Below are 15,884 nucleotides of genomic sequence, written 5' to 3'. Positions count from 1 at the left end.
ACCTCAGTTCAAAGTTTATTTACTTAGCGGCGTTTTCACCGGCGATACGACCAAACACAACAATGTCTGTAATCGCATTACCACCTAAACGATTGGTACCATGAACACCACCAGCCACCTCACCGGCTGCGAATAAGTGTTGAATTGCTTTTCCATCTTTATTTAAAACTTCTGCCTTTGAGTTAATCTTCACGCCACCCATTGTATGATGCGTGGCCGGGGCTACTTTTTGAATGTAGAAAGGTCCTTGCAAAATCGTACGTAATTTTCCCCCACGTTGTTGTTCCGGGTCACTACCTGCCTTCACATAGCCATTGTACGCTTCTAATGTTTTCTTTAATGTTGTGACATCAATCTTTGTCTTTTCAGCTAATTCTTCAATGCTGTTCGCTTCAAATAACAAAGCGGATTTCTTTAAGTTTTCAAATTCATTCTTGTGCATTTTGGTCATGTGACCATTCTTTTCGACTTCTTGACCCCATAATAGATAAGCATACTTACCCGGTTGAGCTAAGATAGCGTTGGAAATAACATCACGACGTCCCATATCATTCACAAATCGCTTACCTTCTTGGTTCACTAAGATACCACCATCAAAGCGAGCATTTGCGACATAAGAAATAATACCCGTTTGTGGATTGCAAGTTGGATAAACTTGAATTTGTTTCATATCCACTAAAGCGGCACCAATATCTTTCGCCATATTGATACCGTCACCGGAACTGGCTGAAATACAAGTTGTCTTGTATTTTTCATCGTAAGCTGGATTGTATTCTTTACGCATTGCAATATTTGAACCAAAACCACCAGAAGCTAAAACAACCGCTTTCTTCGCTATGAATCTCACTTCTTTACCGGCATTTTCAGCAATCACAGCAGTAATAACTCCCTTATCGTCCACCATCAACTTCTTAGCACTGGTGTTTTTGAAAATATCAACACCCTTATCCATCGCTAATTTTTCTAATTTAGACATCATTTCATAACCGGAATTACCAACCGGAATAACAGCACGAGCCACTGAATGACCACCAAATTGTTGCACACGGTCTTGGATGAAGTTCATTTTCACATCCTTTACCAACCATTGATAAGCATCTAAAGCCTTTGAAGACAACGTATCGACTAATTCTGGATTTCCTACATTATCACCACCTTTTAATGTGTCTTTCTTATAAAGTTCAACCGAATCAGTAATGCCCTTCTTTTTTTGTAAATCGGTACCCGGCACATTGATTCCACCACCGGATACTAACGTGTTACCACCAACTTGACTTGTTTTCTCTAAAACTAAAACTTTAGCCCCCTTAGCTCTTGCTTGAATAGCGGCGGTTAAACCGGCCCCACCAGCACCAATAACCACCACATCGTATTGGTATTCTTTTTCACTTAAAACTTGGTTAATGCTTTCTTTCGGCATTCCATCCACTGCTTCTTTCGTTAAACCAGCTTCTTTTAACGCATCCTTTAAGGCTCTTAACGTTGCTGCAGAACTAATCGTTGCACCAGTTGCTGTATCCAGATTTAAAGTTTGTTTCGCAATAACTTTATTCTTGATTTTTTCAATCGCTAAGCTGCCAATCCCTTTTGTTTCAACATTCTTCGTTGCATCAATGTCCTTAATCTTTCCATGAGCGACAGTTACCTTGACTTCTAATGGTCCATTATGACCCGTTGTACTGGCGGTGTAAGTGCCATCTTTTAGACTAGTCATTTTCTTTTGTGAACAACCGGCAACAGCCAAAGCTAATGTACAAGCAAGTGTTAAATTTAACACAGTCTTTCTAAACATCTTTTCTCCTCCTATTTTTATCTACTTCCATTATAGAAAAGACAAGGTTTAGGGTATTTATAATATCTTGATAAAATTTATAAATTTTCATAAAAAAACAGCATTCTTTCTTTAGCTAAGAAAACATCTTTATGATTGATTAGAATAAAAAAGATAGATTCCTAATCTATCTTTCCTGAATTCACGATTTAATCTCCTTAGACAACTAATCAATACCTAGTAAATCTTTTACTTTCGTAGCAATCGATTGTACTTGAACACCATAGATAATTTGGAAATTATTCTTGGCTTGAACCACCCCTAAAGCATGGAGTTCATTTTCCCAAATAGCACGGTCAAGGACTTTATCTGCGTCTTTGACTTCAACACGGAGTCGGGTTGCACAGTTTGTAACTGAGATGATGTTATTGTAGCCACCAAGTGCTTCAATTATTTTTTCTTCGAGGGTTAATTCTTTTCCTTCTACCTCGCGTACGGCTTGAATTTTTTGGTATTCTTTTTTAGAGATTAACTCCGCATCAGAACTTTTACGTCCCGGTGTATTCAGATTTAATTTTTGAATTGCGACTTTGAATACATAGTAGTAAACAGCAAAGGTTAATGGCAATAAGAAGATTAAACTCATCGCATGAACCTTATGTGGTTGGAATAGGTTCGGTATCATAAATAGCAATGCATTACCTACAATAGATATTTTGAACACCTCTGCAATCACATAAGCTAAACCACATAATGGTGCGTAGATGAAGAAATACAATTGCGGTGCCAAGAATAAAAATGTATATTCAATTGGTTCTGATATACCAACAAGAGCTAATGTCATAACCGCCGGTACAAGCAGTGCTGCAACTTTCTTTCTATTTTCCGGTTTTGCAAGTTTGTACATAGCATAAGCCGCCCCCGGCAAACCGGCCAATTGGAATAGGATTCTTCCTGAGGTAAAGTTTCTTATAAGATACCCGGTTGCTCCGGCACTGGCCGCTTGGGCATTCATGATGTTTTTAATTCCTTCATAGACCACTCCATCAACTTTCATCACGCCACCGACTGCTGAATATTCAATCGGGAAGGCAATAAGGTGATGTAAACCAAATGGTAATAACATTTTATCAACCGTACCAAAGACAAAAGTTCCAAATAAGCCGGATTTACCAATAAAATGAGTAATACTTGCAAGCCCTTTTGCGATAAACGGCCAAAGATAGTAGGTTCCTATCGCAAGGGGTATGGAGGCAAGGACAACCATAATAATGACCGTTTTGGTTCCTGCGAAAAAGCCAAGCATTGTAGGCAGTTCTGTATCCACAAAGCGGTTATGGATTTTCGCTGTGACAAGTCCCGTTACAATACCTGAGAAAATGCCCATGTTGTAAGTGAATATACCTAGTGAAGTTCCCCATAGGTTATTAAAGTTCATGGCTTCTAATTCTGTATAACCTTGACTGAGTAAGGCTTTGATACTGGTTGTTTCTGCTGTCCATCCTTGAAGGGCGGCGAAGTTTTTAATACCGGTCATATAGGATAAATAAAGTACGATACCTGCAAAGGCCGCCCAACCCTTTTCTTTTTTAGCGAGGGTAAATGCAATCGCTATAGCAAACCATACAGGTAAGTTATTCATAAACATAAAACCTAAACTCGTAATAAGACTAAATAAACCGTGTAAAACTGTTCCTTTTGTAAAAATATAATTCGTGAATGCGCTTCCAATACCCACAAAAAAACCGACAAGAACAAGTAAGATGATTGGTACCATCATTGCTCCTGAAAATGTTTGTAGTTTTGCTTGAAGTCTCTTCATGATATCCTCCCCTTTCGTTTATATTTTATGATTATGTATTTCGTTTCACAATTATTGATGTGCCATATCAATGGGGAAGCTTTTAAATTTCCAATAACAGCCTGATTGCTTCGACATATATAGCATACGCTTTTCTTAATGAGTCGATGGACATTTGTTCATTAGGCATATGTGGTTTCGGATCATCCCAAGGAAATGAGGCACCAAAAGCAACGCCGCAATCCATGACTCGGGCATAAGACGCACCACCTTTAGTTAAGACATCTGCCTTTTGTTTCATCACCGTCTCATAGGCTGTCTTAAGTTTTTGAATAAGTTCACTTTCTTCTGCGACATAGAGAGGTTGTTTTTCACGAATCACTTCATATTCAAAATCATAAAGTGATTTCATTACTTCAAGATTGCCGATAATCTCTTGCTTATTGGTGGATATCGGATATCGAAAATCAACATTTAAAATCACTTGGTCTTCATCACTATTTAAAGACATCAAACAAGCGCTTAGTTTTCCCATTGCGAAGTGTTCTGAATGGAATTTTGTGTTGTTTAAATAGGGATTATGATAAAAGAAATCTCTAATAAGCTTTGCCCAAGCTCTTTTAGCAATAGCTTGACCATCTAAATCATCCAATAATTTATCAATGGAATTATCCCCCCGTTGTGGGTTGCGTGATAATATTTTATCCCCTGTATAACTTTTATTATTAAACTTTAAATCATGGCAGATATAATTGACGATAGGGGTTGAACTTATTTTATCGTGGACTTCATTTTTAAACTTAAGTGAAAAGCAAATAATTCCTTTTTCGCCATTAACGATTGGAAAATTACCATCGGGAGAAAAGCCGAGCTCCGGTTGTGCGTGGTGTTGGAAGTAATACTCCATGCATTCCCAAGTTGTTTCTTCCGCACCGCCGGCAATGATTCGGACGCTTCTTTTAGGTTCTTGTGCCCTATCGTAGGCTTCTTTGGCTGCATAAAGTGCACATAACAAAGGACCTTTGTCATCATTAACACCTCTAGCAATTAACAAATCCCCTTCTCGGCTTAGTTGGAAAGGATCATGTCTCCATGCCTTTAAATCTGTCACTTCAACAACATCTAAATGCCCTAAAATGCCTAGTTCTCTTTCATTATCACCTAGTTGGGCATAGACGGCATAACCATCAACATCGCCTGTTTTAAATCCCAATCTTTCAGCGATTTCTAAATACGTATCCATTGCGTTTCTAATACCTTTACCAAAAGGGGCATTAGCTGTTCGGGTTGATAAATCGCGGATGGATCTTTGTGCGATTAGTTTTGTTAAGTCATCTAAAAATTCTTTTTCATTCATCAATATTCATCCTTTCCTGTGATATAGTTAAATTAATATTAGGAGGCTCTATGATACAACAATAGGAGGTTCTATGATGCAACAACGGCGCAAACAGTTACTCAATATTTTATGTGATCAAAACAATTACATTTCTAGTAGTCAATTAGCAGAGCAATTAGATGTTTCCAATAAAACCATCCGAAACGATTTAGACTTAATTGAGCCTTTTTTAGCCCAATATGGTATAACGCTAGAAAGAAAAACAGGGTATGGTATCCTACTTAATTGTAGTGAAAAACAGCAACATCAGTTAAAAATGCTCTTAGAGTCATACAATCAAGATTCTGATTTAAGCCCTAAAATAAGACAAGATGCGATTGCTTTAACGCTTTTAACTGAAACAAATTACAACATGGACAATCTTTCTGAACTTTTTTATATTTCAAAATCAAGTGTTTATAGTGATATTAAATCGATAGAAAAGTTATTTTTATATTACCATCTAACTTTACAAAGGTATGAAGATAAAACTTTTTATTTAAGTGGTAAAGAACGTGCCCTGCGCAATGCTATCTTTGATTTATTAGCCAAAGAACAGACCCTTCACATCCTTTTTAAAATTATTAAAAAAGAAAAAGGGGCTTGTAGTGGTGATTTTTTACATCCCGGTTTTGATATGACTGATGATGAGATTGCTTATCTTATTGAACATTTACCGGATTTCTCTTCTAAGTTTGATTCTATCAATAATTATGCACACTTTATTATTAGAATTCTCGTCATGATGTCGCGTCAGAAATTTTCTCCCACTGTCGAGATTTCAGAGACCTTCAAATTAGCCCTGCAAGAAAAACCTTATCTTGACGTCGCAAGCCAAATCATTGCCCTTTTAGAAAAGATTCAGAAAACCGAGTATCATGAACATGAATACTATTATTTGCAAGTTTATTTGTTGGCCTATCTAAATACTAAAGAAGAGAATAATTATCAAGTGGAACAATTTGTCAATCAATTGATAGTCACTTGGACAAGCCTTTTACCCCATGCTTTTGTGGCAGATATGCAATTAATTCAAAATCTTTTAAATCACCTTAAACCAACAGCCATTCGCTTGGCACATGATATTATCATCCAAAATCCCCTTTTACCTGATATCGAGAAACAGTATAAAAATACGTTTCGCATTGTTAAAAGGAGCATTGCCATGATTAATGATCCTTTTTGGAATCAGCTGGAAGAAAATGAGATGAGTTTTTTAGCCCTTCATCTCGCTTCGGCGATTGAACGTTTTAAAAAACCACTACGGACAATTCTGATTTGTACGATTGCCCCTTCCGGCGGTCAATTACTCAAATATCGTTTAGAACATAGCATTCCGGAAATTAAGATAGAGAAAATTATTCCCTATAATGAATTTAAAGAAATGGAGCATGATGCTGATTTACTGATCATTAACTCTCAAGCAACAAAAGAGAATCAATATAAAACTCCTATACTTAGTATTAATGTACTTCCTTCTAAAGACGATCTTGATTATCTCAGAAATGAAATTTTGTATTACTACAATAAGAAAAACGATCCGGAAAACATCACTTAATCCGAGTCGTTTTTTCTATCGTTTTAACGATAATGCGTAACGAGATGAAACTCCAAAAGGAAACCGCAATATTACGATTGATGATACCGCTTAAAACAATAATGGTCGTATCAATCAAAGCAATCACTTTTGGCATAGCTAAGTTCCAATGAAAAAACGATTTAATTAAGGTTGCTAATAAATCAGTTCCACCTGTACTTGCCTTGTTTTTAATGGAAATGCTGATAGAAATTCCAATGAAAACACCTGCAATCAATGCCGACAAGGCAAATGCCAACATTGGAGAAAATTGACGCACTAAGTGTAATACATCCATTTTAGCCACAAGCCTCATCATCAATGAAGTCAATAGACTGATGCTTAAGGTTTTAATCCCAAAAGAGGCACCAAGTCGCAAAGAGCCGATAATGAATAATGGAATTGTAATACAGGGCACCATGTACTCTATGGGTAGCTTAATGATTCGTGCCAACACTAAAGCCAGTCCCGTTAAGCCCCCCGGCGCAAGATTATCAAAGACGAAAAAGAAGTTGACAGCAAGTGTGGTAAGTAAGGAAATCAAAATGATTGCTATCACTGTTTTCGCTTGCACTTGTATTTTATTCAAGATTGTATTTTTGGCTTGCCGCATCAATTACCCTACGACAATTTTTATAACCGGCTACTGGTCCTTGTGGATCTTTGAAAATAGCGGAAGATAAAACGATGACATCTGGATTACAGGCGATTAATTCATCCATGTTTTCTTGACGTAGACCACCATCAATTGCCAGTTCACAATCAGGATTTTTCTCATCAATCATAACGCGAGCTCTTTTGACAAGGTCGGTTACACTTCTTCGCCAGCCCCAATTGTCTTTACCATCCGTTTCATCAACACCATGGGTAACAATATGCAATCTATCAATATCGTAAATTGATTCTTCAACAAAGCATAGTGGTGTATAGCACCCCAAGGTTAAGCCGATTTTTAAATTCAATTCACGACACCAATTAATGATATACGCAAGCTGTGCACCAATAAAATGCTCCGCCGGAATGATGAGCATTTGAGCACCTGCTTCAGCAATTTGTTCAATAAACATACGATCCATTGTGACCGTATAGATATGACATTCAATGGGGGCTTTTGTATAAGGACGAATCCCGGCAATCACTTGGTGACCTCCCATTAATTTCATATTTTGTAAATCATGCATATCAGCGGCATCGGAGTGAATATAATCCGCTCCTGCATCGCTTACTTCTTTAACAATATCTGCAATATGCCCATAGTCAACATGGGCTAAACCGGCTGCAATTTTAATGTGTTTCATAATTGTCCCTCCATCGTTATTATAAGTTGTTTTTATGTTGATAGTATATATTTAGGTACTGTATTAATGCGGTAAGTTTAAAATCATGGCAATCGCTTTTGCAACTCCTTCATGACTATTATTTGAAACAATAGTATCCGCATATTCAAGTAAAAGTTTATCGCCATTACTCATCGCAAAACTACGTGCCGCTTTTTTAAATAAAGGCAAATCATTCATACCATCGCCAATGGCATAATAATGATTTTTCTGAAAGTGAAGAGCCTTATCCACCTGTTTACACGATATTTCCATACCCGCATCACCATACTCATAAACCTGTACAAAATCTTTCAGCGCTTGGGCATGCTTGTTTTGCTTAAGAATCACTACTTTTAAAATTTCACAAGACTTTATGTCTTCTATTTTATTGATTTGTTTTTTTGCCATTCCTTCATAAAAGAAACGTTCATCTTCATGGGTGTAATACACCGAATCCATTGATTTAAAAAAACAAGGTGCATTGTCATCGATCGTTTGATCAATCGCGATTAAATCTAAATAGGTAAGTGACACACTTTTGACCTTTTTTTCATTTTGACAATAAGCACCATTAAACGCCACGATGTTTAAGCGATCATCTAATTGTGCTTTGATTTTCATGACAAACGCATAGGGTCTACCAGAGCATAAATATATTTGATAACCGGCGTTTAGTGCCGTTTGGATTGCCTTTTGATTGGCTTGAGATACTTTTTTTTCATCATCCAGCAAAGTACCGTCTAAATCAATTGCAATGATTTTAGGCATTTTTAATGATGGTCCTCAGTGTCTTAGCATCAGCAAAAGGTAAATGTTCCATTACAGGATGGGCTAATATTTTTTCTAATGTTTCTTCCTGTTCAATAAAGTTCATTAAAGTATGATGAAGTTGAATTTGTTCTAAGAAGCCCACAATATTTTCATATAAATCTTCACTACCAAATACATAGTTTGAAATTGTTTGAAAAGCCGGTGTATTCTCTTTTTGACATGTTTGAATATAGGATGGATACAATGACGCAAGAATAGCACCATGAGCTCTATTTGTATAGCCCCCTATTACTTCAGCTAAAGGATGGGGAATTGAAGCGGCTGAATTAGATAAAGCACGACCTGCTACAAGAGAAGCAAGAGCCATCGCTTCTCTAAGTTCAAGATTATTAAGATTATTCATTAAAGCCGGTAATGTTTCAACAATCTTTTTCATCGCATGTAAAGCATCCTGTTGTGCCAATGGATTGGCATTCAAACTGACATAACTTTCAAAAGCATGCGTAAAAGCATCGAAGCCACTTTGGGCTGTTACTGAAGCGGGTAAGGTTAACATTAACTCCGGGTCAATAAGGGTTTCTTTAGCCCGTATTTGTGGATGGAAGATGCTTAATTTTTCATCACCATAAGTTAAAACAGCAGCCTGAGTGATTTCTGATCCTGTTCCTGATGTGGTTGGTGTAAGAATGAGTGGTAATACATCTTTGCGATCTTCATAATCGGTGTGGGGTGAGGTATACGTTGAAAATACATCCTGCCAATTAATATTGGTCTCTTTGGCAAGAAAAGAGATGGCTTTAGCACTATCCATCACACTGCCTCCACCTAAACCGAAGACAATGTCATAATCATTTTGTAACGTCAAGGCAACGCCTTCCATAACATTTTCAACACTTGGATTGGCTTGAATATTAGAAAACTCATCAAAACGAATATCTTGGTCTACTAAAGACGCTCTTACAATTTTATAGGCTGATTCTAAAAAAGGTTCGCCATTATTAATAAATAAACAGCGCTTTCCATAACGGGATACAAGTTTTCCAATTTCTGATAAGCTTCCTACTCCATAATTGACAATTGTTTTCTGTGAATATTTAAACATTATATGCCTCCTTCTATGCCTAATACTTCCAGAGCCATTTTATGATCCTCTTCAGGCGTTAGACCGGTGATTGTTAGTGCACCAACACACTGTTCATGTTCATTAAAGATGGGTACTGAACCGGGCGTTAAACAATAAAACTGTTCTTGCAGACCATACTTAAGATAAAATTTCGCTAAGTCACCCTGATTTTTTATACTTAAGTCTAAAGTGGATTGTTCAAATCGGATGCAAGTTTTGCGTTTTCTTTTAATCCAATTCCCTTTATCTAAGCTTAATTGAATGTCGCTATAATACAGAATTGTTTTACCATGTAAAAAAAGTTCATAGCCAATCACATTTTGCTCAGCACACAATCTTAATGCATAAGAAACACGTTCTATAAACTTTTTATCTACCACAAATTGTTTCATGATGACACCTCCACTATCACTTTATCATTTTCCCCGAATGACTTTTTTATTTGTGTTTCTCATTGATGTGGTAGCTTTTAAACGAAATGGATTTCATACAAATGAAAAGGACTGACTTCTTCTATATACAAGAAATCAATCCCTATGTACTAATAGATCGTATATTTATTTTAACGCCCAAGAAATTGGCTGCCTATCATCGTCGAATCAATCTAACTTTTCACTTAATACCTTTGCAAAACGCTTTGCGTCACTAACATCCTCTGTTGTTGGACAATCTGAGTGAAAAGGCATAAAGCTTTCATGACAACAAAAATGGCGATTAATCACTTCAATATTTTGTCTTTCAAGCAGCTCTTTTAATTCCGAATATGCCCTTTCTATAAAGGTTGCGGTTGAAAAAATAACCACTTTCTTTACTTGGTCAGGGTGAAGTGTTTTCACAAATTCTTTTACATTAGGATCCAAACCAAACCAATACACGGAAGCACCCAGAAATAGAATATCTGCCTTTAGGACAGGATGACTAACATCCAAAGCATCCACATGAATTTGTTGAGCCATTGCTTCGGCTAACTTTTTAATACTACCTGTCTTACTAAAATAACGAATCGCTAATACTTTCCGGTTCATGATTTTTTCCTCTTACTTTGACTATTATAAACTTACTTCAATTTTTGGAAAGAGGTATTTTTTAAATTTCCCAAATAAACTCTAGGAGAATTAAAATTATGATAAGTTTTGCGTGTGTATATATCACTGAGTTATTATTTCGCTTTTGAAGTTCTTATTCTCTCTAGTTATTTATGATGTATCGACATCACATCAATATCTCTCGTTTATGAAATCCTACCAAGGATGCTTAACTGGTTATAAAATCCCCTTTGAAAAGGCGACTTTAAATACCAGTTACCTTTCTTTTAGACCCTATTTTTTGCATAGCCAATAATAAAGCTCCCTCCAAAGGGGATTTCTTATAAGCACAATATTGGAAACCGGCTTCTTTTAATTCCTTAGTCAATGGTTCTATTATGAATTCTTTCGCATTTAATAAACCGCCTGTTAAGGACACAAAAACTTGTGTTTCATTAAAATGAAGTTGTCTTTTTAAAGCGACTGCATGTAACACAAGCTCCTTTGCGGCTAATTCATACAATTTGATAGCCTCTTCATCCTTTAACCTAGCGGCCTCTAATACCACCTTTTGAAAAGAAGCGGTATTTCTTCTATTTTGTAGAAAATGCTTTTCAATGACTTTCACAAAATCCCAATCTTCAACCAAGGAATAATACTGATAGCACAAATCATATAAAGCCCCTTTTTTTAAGCGACCATCGGCTTCCTTACAAAAAAGCTCTAGTCCTTTTTTAGCAATCCAATAACAACTTCCTTCATCACCAATTTGTTCTGACCAGCCACCTACTCTAGCTATTTTCCCCTTTTCATCCATTCCATAGGCAATGGAACCGGTTCCTGACACAATATTTATTCCGGGACAGCCATCTAAAGCTCCAAAATAAGCAACCACACCATCATTCACATAAATTTTGTTAGGAATCTTCAGACTTTCATTTAAAGCTCTTTCTATTGAATTATCTAATTCTCTATTTTCCCCATAACAAGGTAATCCAAAACAAATTGCCTCTACTTCTTCCATCGAAATTCCCGATGATTTCAACAAAGTTGCTATACCACTCTGTATAATTTCTTTACATGTTTCTATGCCATATTCATGATAATTAATACTCGAAAGCTCTATATAAGACAAAATAATTCCATCTTTTTTAGAAAGAGCAAAAGCCGTTTTAGTTCCACCACCATCTACTCCCATTACATAGCTTTCTTTCATTTTTCCAAACCTTTCTTTTCAAACGTTTTTACATCTATATGCAAAAGCGAACAAGCATTTCTATAATAGATATCCTTTAATGCTTCATCCGACAAGGAAATTCCATAAATGGAAAATCTTCCTTGGTCCGGTTTTTCCCCTTCTGGCTGATACGGAAAATATTCATCATCCGTTTCCAAAAACCGAAACATAACCTTCTGCAATCTCAAGTCTGTTGGAAGAGAATCGGTCCCATATAAAATACGCTTGGAGTACTTGGTAAAAAACCTTTTGGCAGAATATGGAACTCGTCCCACCTCTGCCGCTCTAGCCGCTATATCCACAAACATATTAGGATACTTATCCAATTGTTCCGCTACCCAAGCTAAATTTTCTGCATAACTGCCCATATGGGCAATCACAAACTTAGTCTTCGGATGCTCTTGAATCATTTTCTCTTGCATAGCCATCAATTCTTCAAAGCTAGGATATTTAGAGCGATCTGAAAAATTCCATTCTGGATTTTTAATTAATTCTTCATACCTTTCATTGGTGCCGCTTAAAGGTCTGAAAAAGGCAATTGGATCCGCTATATGCACTAGCATTGGAATATCCAATTCAGCCGCCGTTTCATAAATAACATTTAATTTAGGATTATCCATTCGAATCCCTTTGTATAAAGTAATATTCTTCCATAATTTAATTCCCCTAGCTCCTTGGGCATAGGACTCTAAAATGCTATTTCGGGTCATTTCCGGAAAATAAGGAGAATCAAACTCTGTAAAATCAATCCCCATAAAGGTTGTAATTCTATTTTTATAATTCCCGATTTTCTCGTTCATTTTAACTAGTTCTTCCCCAAAAAAACCATCTAAATTGACAGAATGTTTAATATTCAAGGAATCTAGTTCAGCACAAAAAGTTTCGGTATCATACAAAGAATCATACTGATCTTTCAACAATAGTTTTCCCATATGAGTATGAAAGTCGATAACAGGGTATTTCGCTTGATCAATCTTTGTTTTTTTGACAACCGCCTCGCTGATAGGATTAAATTGTTCTAATGAAATCATAAAAGTGAACCTCCTGAATCTAAATCAAATAAGTGTATTTTATTTAAGTCAAAAGCCACCGATAAATTTTGTGTATTCTTATCTAAAATCCTTAATGGAGCTCTAATGATGAGTGTTTGCCCTTGAATATCTCCATGAAGGATATATTCATGCCCCAGCATTTCCTTTACGTGAATTTTAAAATCAAAAACCGCACTCGGAAATGTACATTTAACAATATCTTCCACATAAATATCTTCCGGTCTTATTCCCACCACCAAAGGTTTTCCCTTATATTCTTTTAAACTCGCTAACATGAATTCTGGTATATCAAAATTCATTGTTCCATCTATCAAGAACTGTTTTCCATCAAATATCCCTTCCAAAAAATTGATTTGTGGACTACCTAAAAAGCCGGCAACGAAACGATTAACCGGTTTTTCATAAACTTCTTCCGGGGAACCCACTTGCTGAATATAGCCATCTTTCATCACAACAATTTTATCCGCCATTGTCATCGCTTCTGTTTGATCATGCGTTACATAAATGGTGGTTGCCTTAATTTTTTTGTGGAGCTCAATCAGCTCTGTTCGCATTTGGATTCTTAATTTAGCATCCAAATTACTTAATGGTTCATCCATAAGATAAACCTTAGCGTCTCGTACAATTGCTCTTCCTAAAGCGACACGTTGACGCTGCCCACCAGATAATTGTTTTGGCTTTCGTTCTAAATATTCTTCGATACCCAAAATTTTTGCGGTTTCATGCACTTTTTGTTCTATCACTTCCTTTGGAACTTTATTGTTTTCTAAGGAAAAAGATAAATTTTTATAAACGGTCATATGAGGATATAAAGCATAGTTTTGAAAAACCATGGCAACATGTCTCTTTTTCGCTTCCACTTCATTGACCTTTTTACCATCAATCCACAATTCTCCTGCACTAATATCTTCCAAACCGGCAATCATTCTCAAGGTCGTTGTTTTACCACAACCTGAAGGTCCAACAAAAACAACAAATTCTTGATCTTGGATATCCAAATTAAAATCATGAACCACATGTGTCTTATTGTTATAAACTTTATTGATATCTTTTAATTTTACATTGACCATTATCACATTCCTCCTTTTATTTCATACCACTCATGGTAATGCCTTTAATAAATTGATTTTGGAAAAGAATAAAAATAGCAGAAGCGGGAATCATAATCAAAGAAGCGGCCGCCATCGTTGCTGACAAGTCGGACATATGTTGTGCACTGAAAAAGGATAACGCTAATGGTAATGTCATATTCTTTGCTGAATTTAGCATAATCAGTGGAGTTAAATAATCATTCCAAAGAGCTAAAAAGGTAAAAATCGCTAAACTACCAATGGCCGGCTTAATCGATGGTAATACAATTTTAAAATAGATTTTTAAGTCAGACGCATTGTCCAACATAGCGCTTTCAAACAATTCTTTCGGCAAGTCATCAATATATTGCTTACAAAGGAAAATGCCAAAGGCATTGAAAAAAGTAGGCACAATGAGGGCAATTAATTTATCATACCAGCCCAATGTGGAAATCAACAGAAAATTAGGAATCATCATAGCCGTTGCCGGTACCATCATCGTTAACAGGATGATATAAAACATTGTTTTCCTTAACTTAAATCGATATTTAGAAAGCACAAAGCCTATGATAGAACTAGTAAATAAAATAACTACGGTGTCGATAATCGTAATGAATAAACTATTCAAAAGCCATCTAAAAAATGGTGATTTTGTCAGAACTTTGATATATCCGGCCAACGTAAATTTTGTGGGTAATAAATGCTGTGGTTCTAACAAAATTTCGGATGTCGATTTAAAAGAATTTGAAAGCATCCAAAAATATGGTGCTAAAAAAAGTAGAGAAAAAACCACCAAACAAACAATACGAATCATTTTTGATATTTTTATATCTTTTTTCATAAGTTAATACTCCCAATCCACTTGTGTTTTCTTTTGTTCAATGAAAGATAAAATCATGATGATGATGAAAAGAACGAGTGAAACAGCCGAGGCATATCCCATATCTTTATGTTCAAAAGCTGTTTTGTAAATATATCGGGAAAGAACCAAACCGGAATTTTTTGAACCATCTTTCAAAATCAAAACAGAAAATTGAGCAAACATTTGAAAATGACTAATTAAAGTCTGCACCAACACAAATTGAAAAGTCCGACCCAATAGAGGTAAAGTGATTTTAAAAAATTTTCTAAATTCACTAGTATTATCTAAATCACTGGCCTCATAAATGTGATTTGGAATACCATCCATCCCGGCTGAAAATAAAATAATGTTATATCCCACATCCACCCAAAGAGTATAGACAATAACCGAAATCATTAATACATTAGAATCCCCGAGCCAATTAACACTTCCCAGACCAAGCGCATTTAATCCCATGTTTAATAGTCCTGTATCCGTTGGAAAAATCGATCTTGAAAAAACAACTGATGTGGCAACGACCGGTGCAATACATGGTAAGAAAAAAATCATACGAAATAGACTTCTTACTTTATTGGATTTAAAACGACTAATAAAATACGCTAAAGCTAAAGAAAGACAGATATTTAAGAAAACCGTCCCAAAAACAAAAACAAATGTATTTTTCATAGCCACTAGGAATTCTTTATCTTTTAATAACTTTACAAAATTTTCAAAGCCAACAAAAGCATTGTTATCACGCAAGGGATTATAGTTGAAAAAGGAGATGGCTAAACCTATTCCAATTGGAATCACAATGAAAATGAACATAAATACAACCGTTGGTATTATCACGGAATAAATAAATTTTTTATTTTTCATAAGTCCTTCTATCTACTGATAAAATTGGCAAGGATAGATTC

General features: G+C 35.9%; 15 protein-coding genes. 1 reads left to right on the top strand and 14 read right to left on the bottom strand.

What is annotated here, in order from left to right:
• Nucleotides 1-19 precede the first annotated feature (19 nt).
• The 3 genes from K7I92_RS02090 to K7I92_RS02080 all read right to left on the bottom strand — a co-directional run bounded on the left by K7I92_RS02090 (nucleotide 20) and on the right by K7I92_RS02080 (nucleotide 4,929).
• Nucleotides 20-1,792, bottom strand: coding sequence for a flavocytochrome c (locus K7I92_RS02090; protein ID WP_220281853.1), 1,773 nt, complete (start codon nucleotides 1,790-1,792; stop codon nucleotides 20-22).
• Nucleotides 1,793-1,997: 205 nt separating this feature from the next.
• Complete coding sequence (locus K7I92_RS02085) at nucleotides 1,998-3,593, bottom strand: PTS transporter subunit EIIC (protein ID WP_203244565.1); 1,596 nt, start codon at nucleotides 3,591-3,593, stop codon at nucleotides 1,998-2,000.
• 82 nt (nucleotides 3,594-3,675) lie between these two features.
• A complete protein-coding gene (locus tag K7I92_RS02080; protein WP_220281852.1) occupies nucleotides 3,676-4,929 on the bottom strand; it encodes a Sapep family Mn(2+)-dependent dipeptidase in 1,254 nt (417 codons plus the stop codon).
• A 73-nt stretch (nucleotides 4,930-5,002) separates the two neighbouring features.
• On the opposite strand from K7I92_RS02080, the gene K7I92_RS02075 reads away from it, so the two are divergent.
• Nucleotides 5,003-6,508 (top strand): transcription antiterminator, encoded by a 1,506-nt coding sequence (locus K7I92_RS02075; RefSeq protein ID WP_220281851.1) that lies wholly within the window; start codon nucleotides 5,003-5,005, stop codon nucleotides 6,506-6,508.
• Here K7I92_RS02075 and K7I92_RS02070 read toward each other — a convergent pair.
• The 11 genes from K7I92_RS02070 to K7I92_RS02020 all read right to left on the bottom strand — a co-directional run bounded on the left by K7I92_RS02070 (nucleotide 6,501) and on the right by K7I92_RS02020 (nucleotide 15,843).
• Complete coding sequence (locus tag K7I92_RS02070; RefSeq protein ID WP_220281850.1) at nucleotides 6,501-7,115, bottom strand: YitT family protein; 615 nt, start codon at nucleotides 7,113-7,115, stop codon at nucleotides 6,501-6,503. The genes K7I92_RS02075 and K7I92_RS02070 overlap by 8 nt on opposite strands.
• On the bottom strand, nucleotides 7,108-7,824 hold the full coding sequence (locus K7I92_RS02065) for a ribulose-phosphate 3-epimerase (RefSeq protein WP_220281849.1): 717 nt from the start codon (nucleotides 7,822-7,824) through the stop codon (nucleotides 7,108-7,110). The genes K7I92_RS02070 and K7I92_RS02065 overlap by 8 nt, the downstream gene beginning before the upstream one ends.
• A 63-nt stretch (nucleotides 7,825-7,887) precedes the next feature.
• Nucleotides 7,888-8,613, bottom strand: coding sequence for an HAD-IIB family hydrolase (locus K7I92_RS02060; protein ID WP_220281848.1), 726 nt, complete (start codon nucleotides 8,611-8,613; stop codon nucleotides 7,888-7,890).
• Nucleotides 8,606-9,718, bottom strand: coding sequence for an iron-containing alcohol dehydrogenase (locus K7I92_RS02055; protein ID WP_220281847.1), 1,113 nt, complete (start codon nucleotides 9,716-9,718; stop codon nucleotides 8,606-8,608). Before K7I92_RS02055 ends, K7I92_RS02060 begins: the two co-directional genes overlap by 8 nt.
• Nucleotides 9,718-10,131 carry a heme-binding protein gene (locus K7I92_RS02050; protein WP_220281845.1) on the bottom strand — a complete coding sequence of 138 codons (414 nt, stop codon included), beginning with the start codon at nucleotides 10,129-10,131 and terminating at the stop codon, nucleotides 9,718-9,720. Before K7I92_RS02050 ends, K7I92_RS02055 begins: the two co-directional genes overlap by 1 nt.
• Nucleotides 10,132-10,338: 207 nt before the next feature.
• Nucleotides 10,339-10,764, bottom strand: a complete 426-nt coding sequence (locus K7I92_RS02045) for a flavodoxin domain-containing protein (RefSeq protein WP_203244573.1) — start codon at nucleotides 10,762-10,764, stop codon at nucleotides 10,339-10,341.
• A 265-nt stretch (nucleotides 10,765-11,029) separates the two neighbouring features.
• Nucleotides 11,030-11,980, bottom strand: coding sequence for an N-acetylglucosamine kinase (locus K7I92_RS02040; protein WP_220281844.1), 951 nt, complete (start codon nucleotides 11,978-11,980; stop codon nucleotides 11,030-11,032).
• Complete coding sequence (locus K7I92_RS02035) at nucleotides 11,977-13,032, bottom strand: amidohydrolase family protein (RefSeq protein ID WP_220281843.1); 1,056 nt, start codon at nucleotides 13,030-13,032, stop codon at nucleotides 11,977-11,979. The genes K7I92_RS02040 and K7I92_RS02035 overlap by 4 nt, the downstream gene beginning before the upstream one ends.
• Nucleotides 13,029-14,123 (bottom strand): ABC transporter ATP-binding protein, encoded by a 1,095-nt coding sequence (locus K7I92_RS02030; protein WP_203244576.1) that lies wholly within the window; start codon nucleotides 14,121-14,123, stop codon nucleotides 13,029-13,031. Before K7I92_RS02030 ends, K7I92_RS02035 begins: the two co-directional genes overlap by 4 nt.
• 16 nt (nucleotides 14,124-14,139) lie before the next feature.
• Entirely contained in the window at nucleotides 14,140-14,964 is an 825-nt protein-coding gene (locus K7I92_RS02025) for a carbohydrate ABC transporter permease (protein ID WP_203244577.1), read from the bottom strand.
• Between the two features lie 3 nt (nucleotides 14,965-14,967).
• A complete protein-coding gene (locus K7I92_RS02020) occupies nucleotides 14,968-15,843 on the bottom strand; it encodes a carbohydrate ABC transporter permease (RefSeq protein ID WP_220281842.1) in 876 nt (291 codons plus the stop codon).
• Nucleotides 15,844-15,884 lie beyond the last annotated feature (41 nt).

The organism is Bulleidia sp. zg-1013, from assembly GCF_019798045.1.
Taxonomy (GTDB): Bacteria; Bacillota_I; Bacilli_A; order Erysipelotrichales; family Erysipelotrichaceae; genus Bulleidia.
The sequence above is the reverse complement of the archived record's forward strand: the minus strand, read 5'-3'. Positions and strand labels throughout refer to the sequence as shown.

Excerpts from the sequence above, each read along its gene's own strand:
- K7I92_RS02090 (WP_220281853.1), bottom strand. The coding sequence starts at position 1,792 with ATGTTTAGAAAGACTGTGTTAAATTTAACACTTGCTTGTACATTAGCT.
- K7I92_RS02085 (WP_203244565.1), bottom strand. The coding sequence starts at position 3,593 with ATGAAGAGACTTCAAGCAAAACTACAAACATTTTCAGGAGCAATGATG.
- K7I92_RS02080 (WP_220281852.1), bottom strand. The coding sequence starts at position 4,929 with ATGAATGAAAAAGAATTTTTAGATGACTTAACAAAACTAATCGCACAA.
- K7I92_RS02075 (WP_220281851.1), top strand. The coding sequence starts at position 5,003 with ATGATGCAACAACGGCGCAAACAGTTACTCAATATTTTATGTGATCAA.
- K7I92_RS02065 (WP_220281849.1), bottom strand. The coding sequence starts at position 7,824 with ATGAAACACATTAAAATTGCAGCCGGTTTAGCCCATGTTGACTATGGG.
- K7I92_RS02060 (WP_220281848.1), bottom strand. The coding sequence starts at position 8,613 with ATGCCTAAAATCATTGCAATTGATTTAGACGGTACTTTGCTGGATGAT.
- K7I92_RS02055 (WP_220281847.1), bottom strand. The coding sequence starts at position 9,718 with ATGTTTAAATATTCACAGAAAACAATTGTCAATTATGGAGTAGGAAGC.
- K7I92_RS02050 (WP_220281845.1), bottom strand. The coding sequence starts at position 10,131 with ATGAAACAATTTGTGGTAGATAAAAAGTTTATAGAACGTGTTTCTTAT.
- K7I92_RS02045 (WP_203244573.1), bottom strand. The coding sequence starts at position 10,764 with ATGAACCGGAAAGTATTAGCGATTCGTTATTTTAGTAAGACAGGTAGT.
- K7I92_RS02040 (WP_220281844.1), bottom strand. The coding sequence starts at position 11,980 with ATGAAAGAAAGCTATGTAATGGGAGTAGATGGTGGTGGAACTAAAACG.
- K7I92_RS02035 (WP_220281843.1), bottom strand. The coding sequence starts at position 13,032 with ATGATTTCATTAGAACAATTTAATCCTATCAGCGAGGCGGTTGTCAAA.
- K7I92_RS02030 (WP_203244576.1), bottom strand. The coding sequence starts at position 14,123 with ATGGTCAATGTAAAATTAAAAGATATCAATAAAGTTTATAACAATAAG.
- K7I92_RS02025 (WP_203244577.1), bottom strand. The coding sequence starts at position 14,964 with ATGAAAAAAGATATAAAAATATCAAAAATGATTCGTATTGTTTGTTTG.
- K7I92_RS02020 (WP_220281842.1), bottom strand. The coding sequence starts at position 15,843 with ATGAAAAATAAAAAATTTATTTATTCCGTGATAATACCAACGGTTGTA.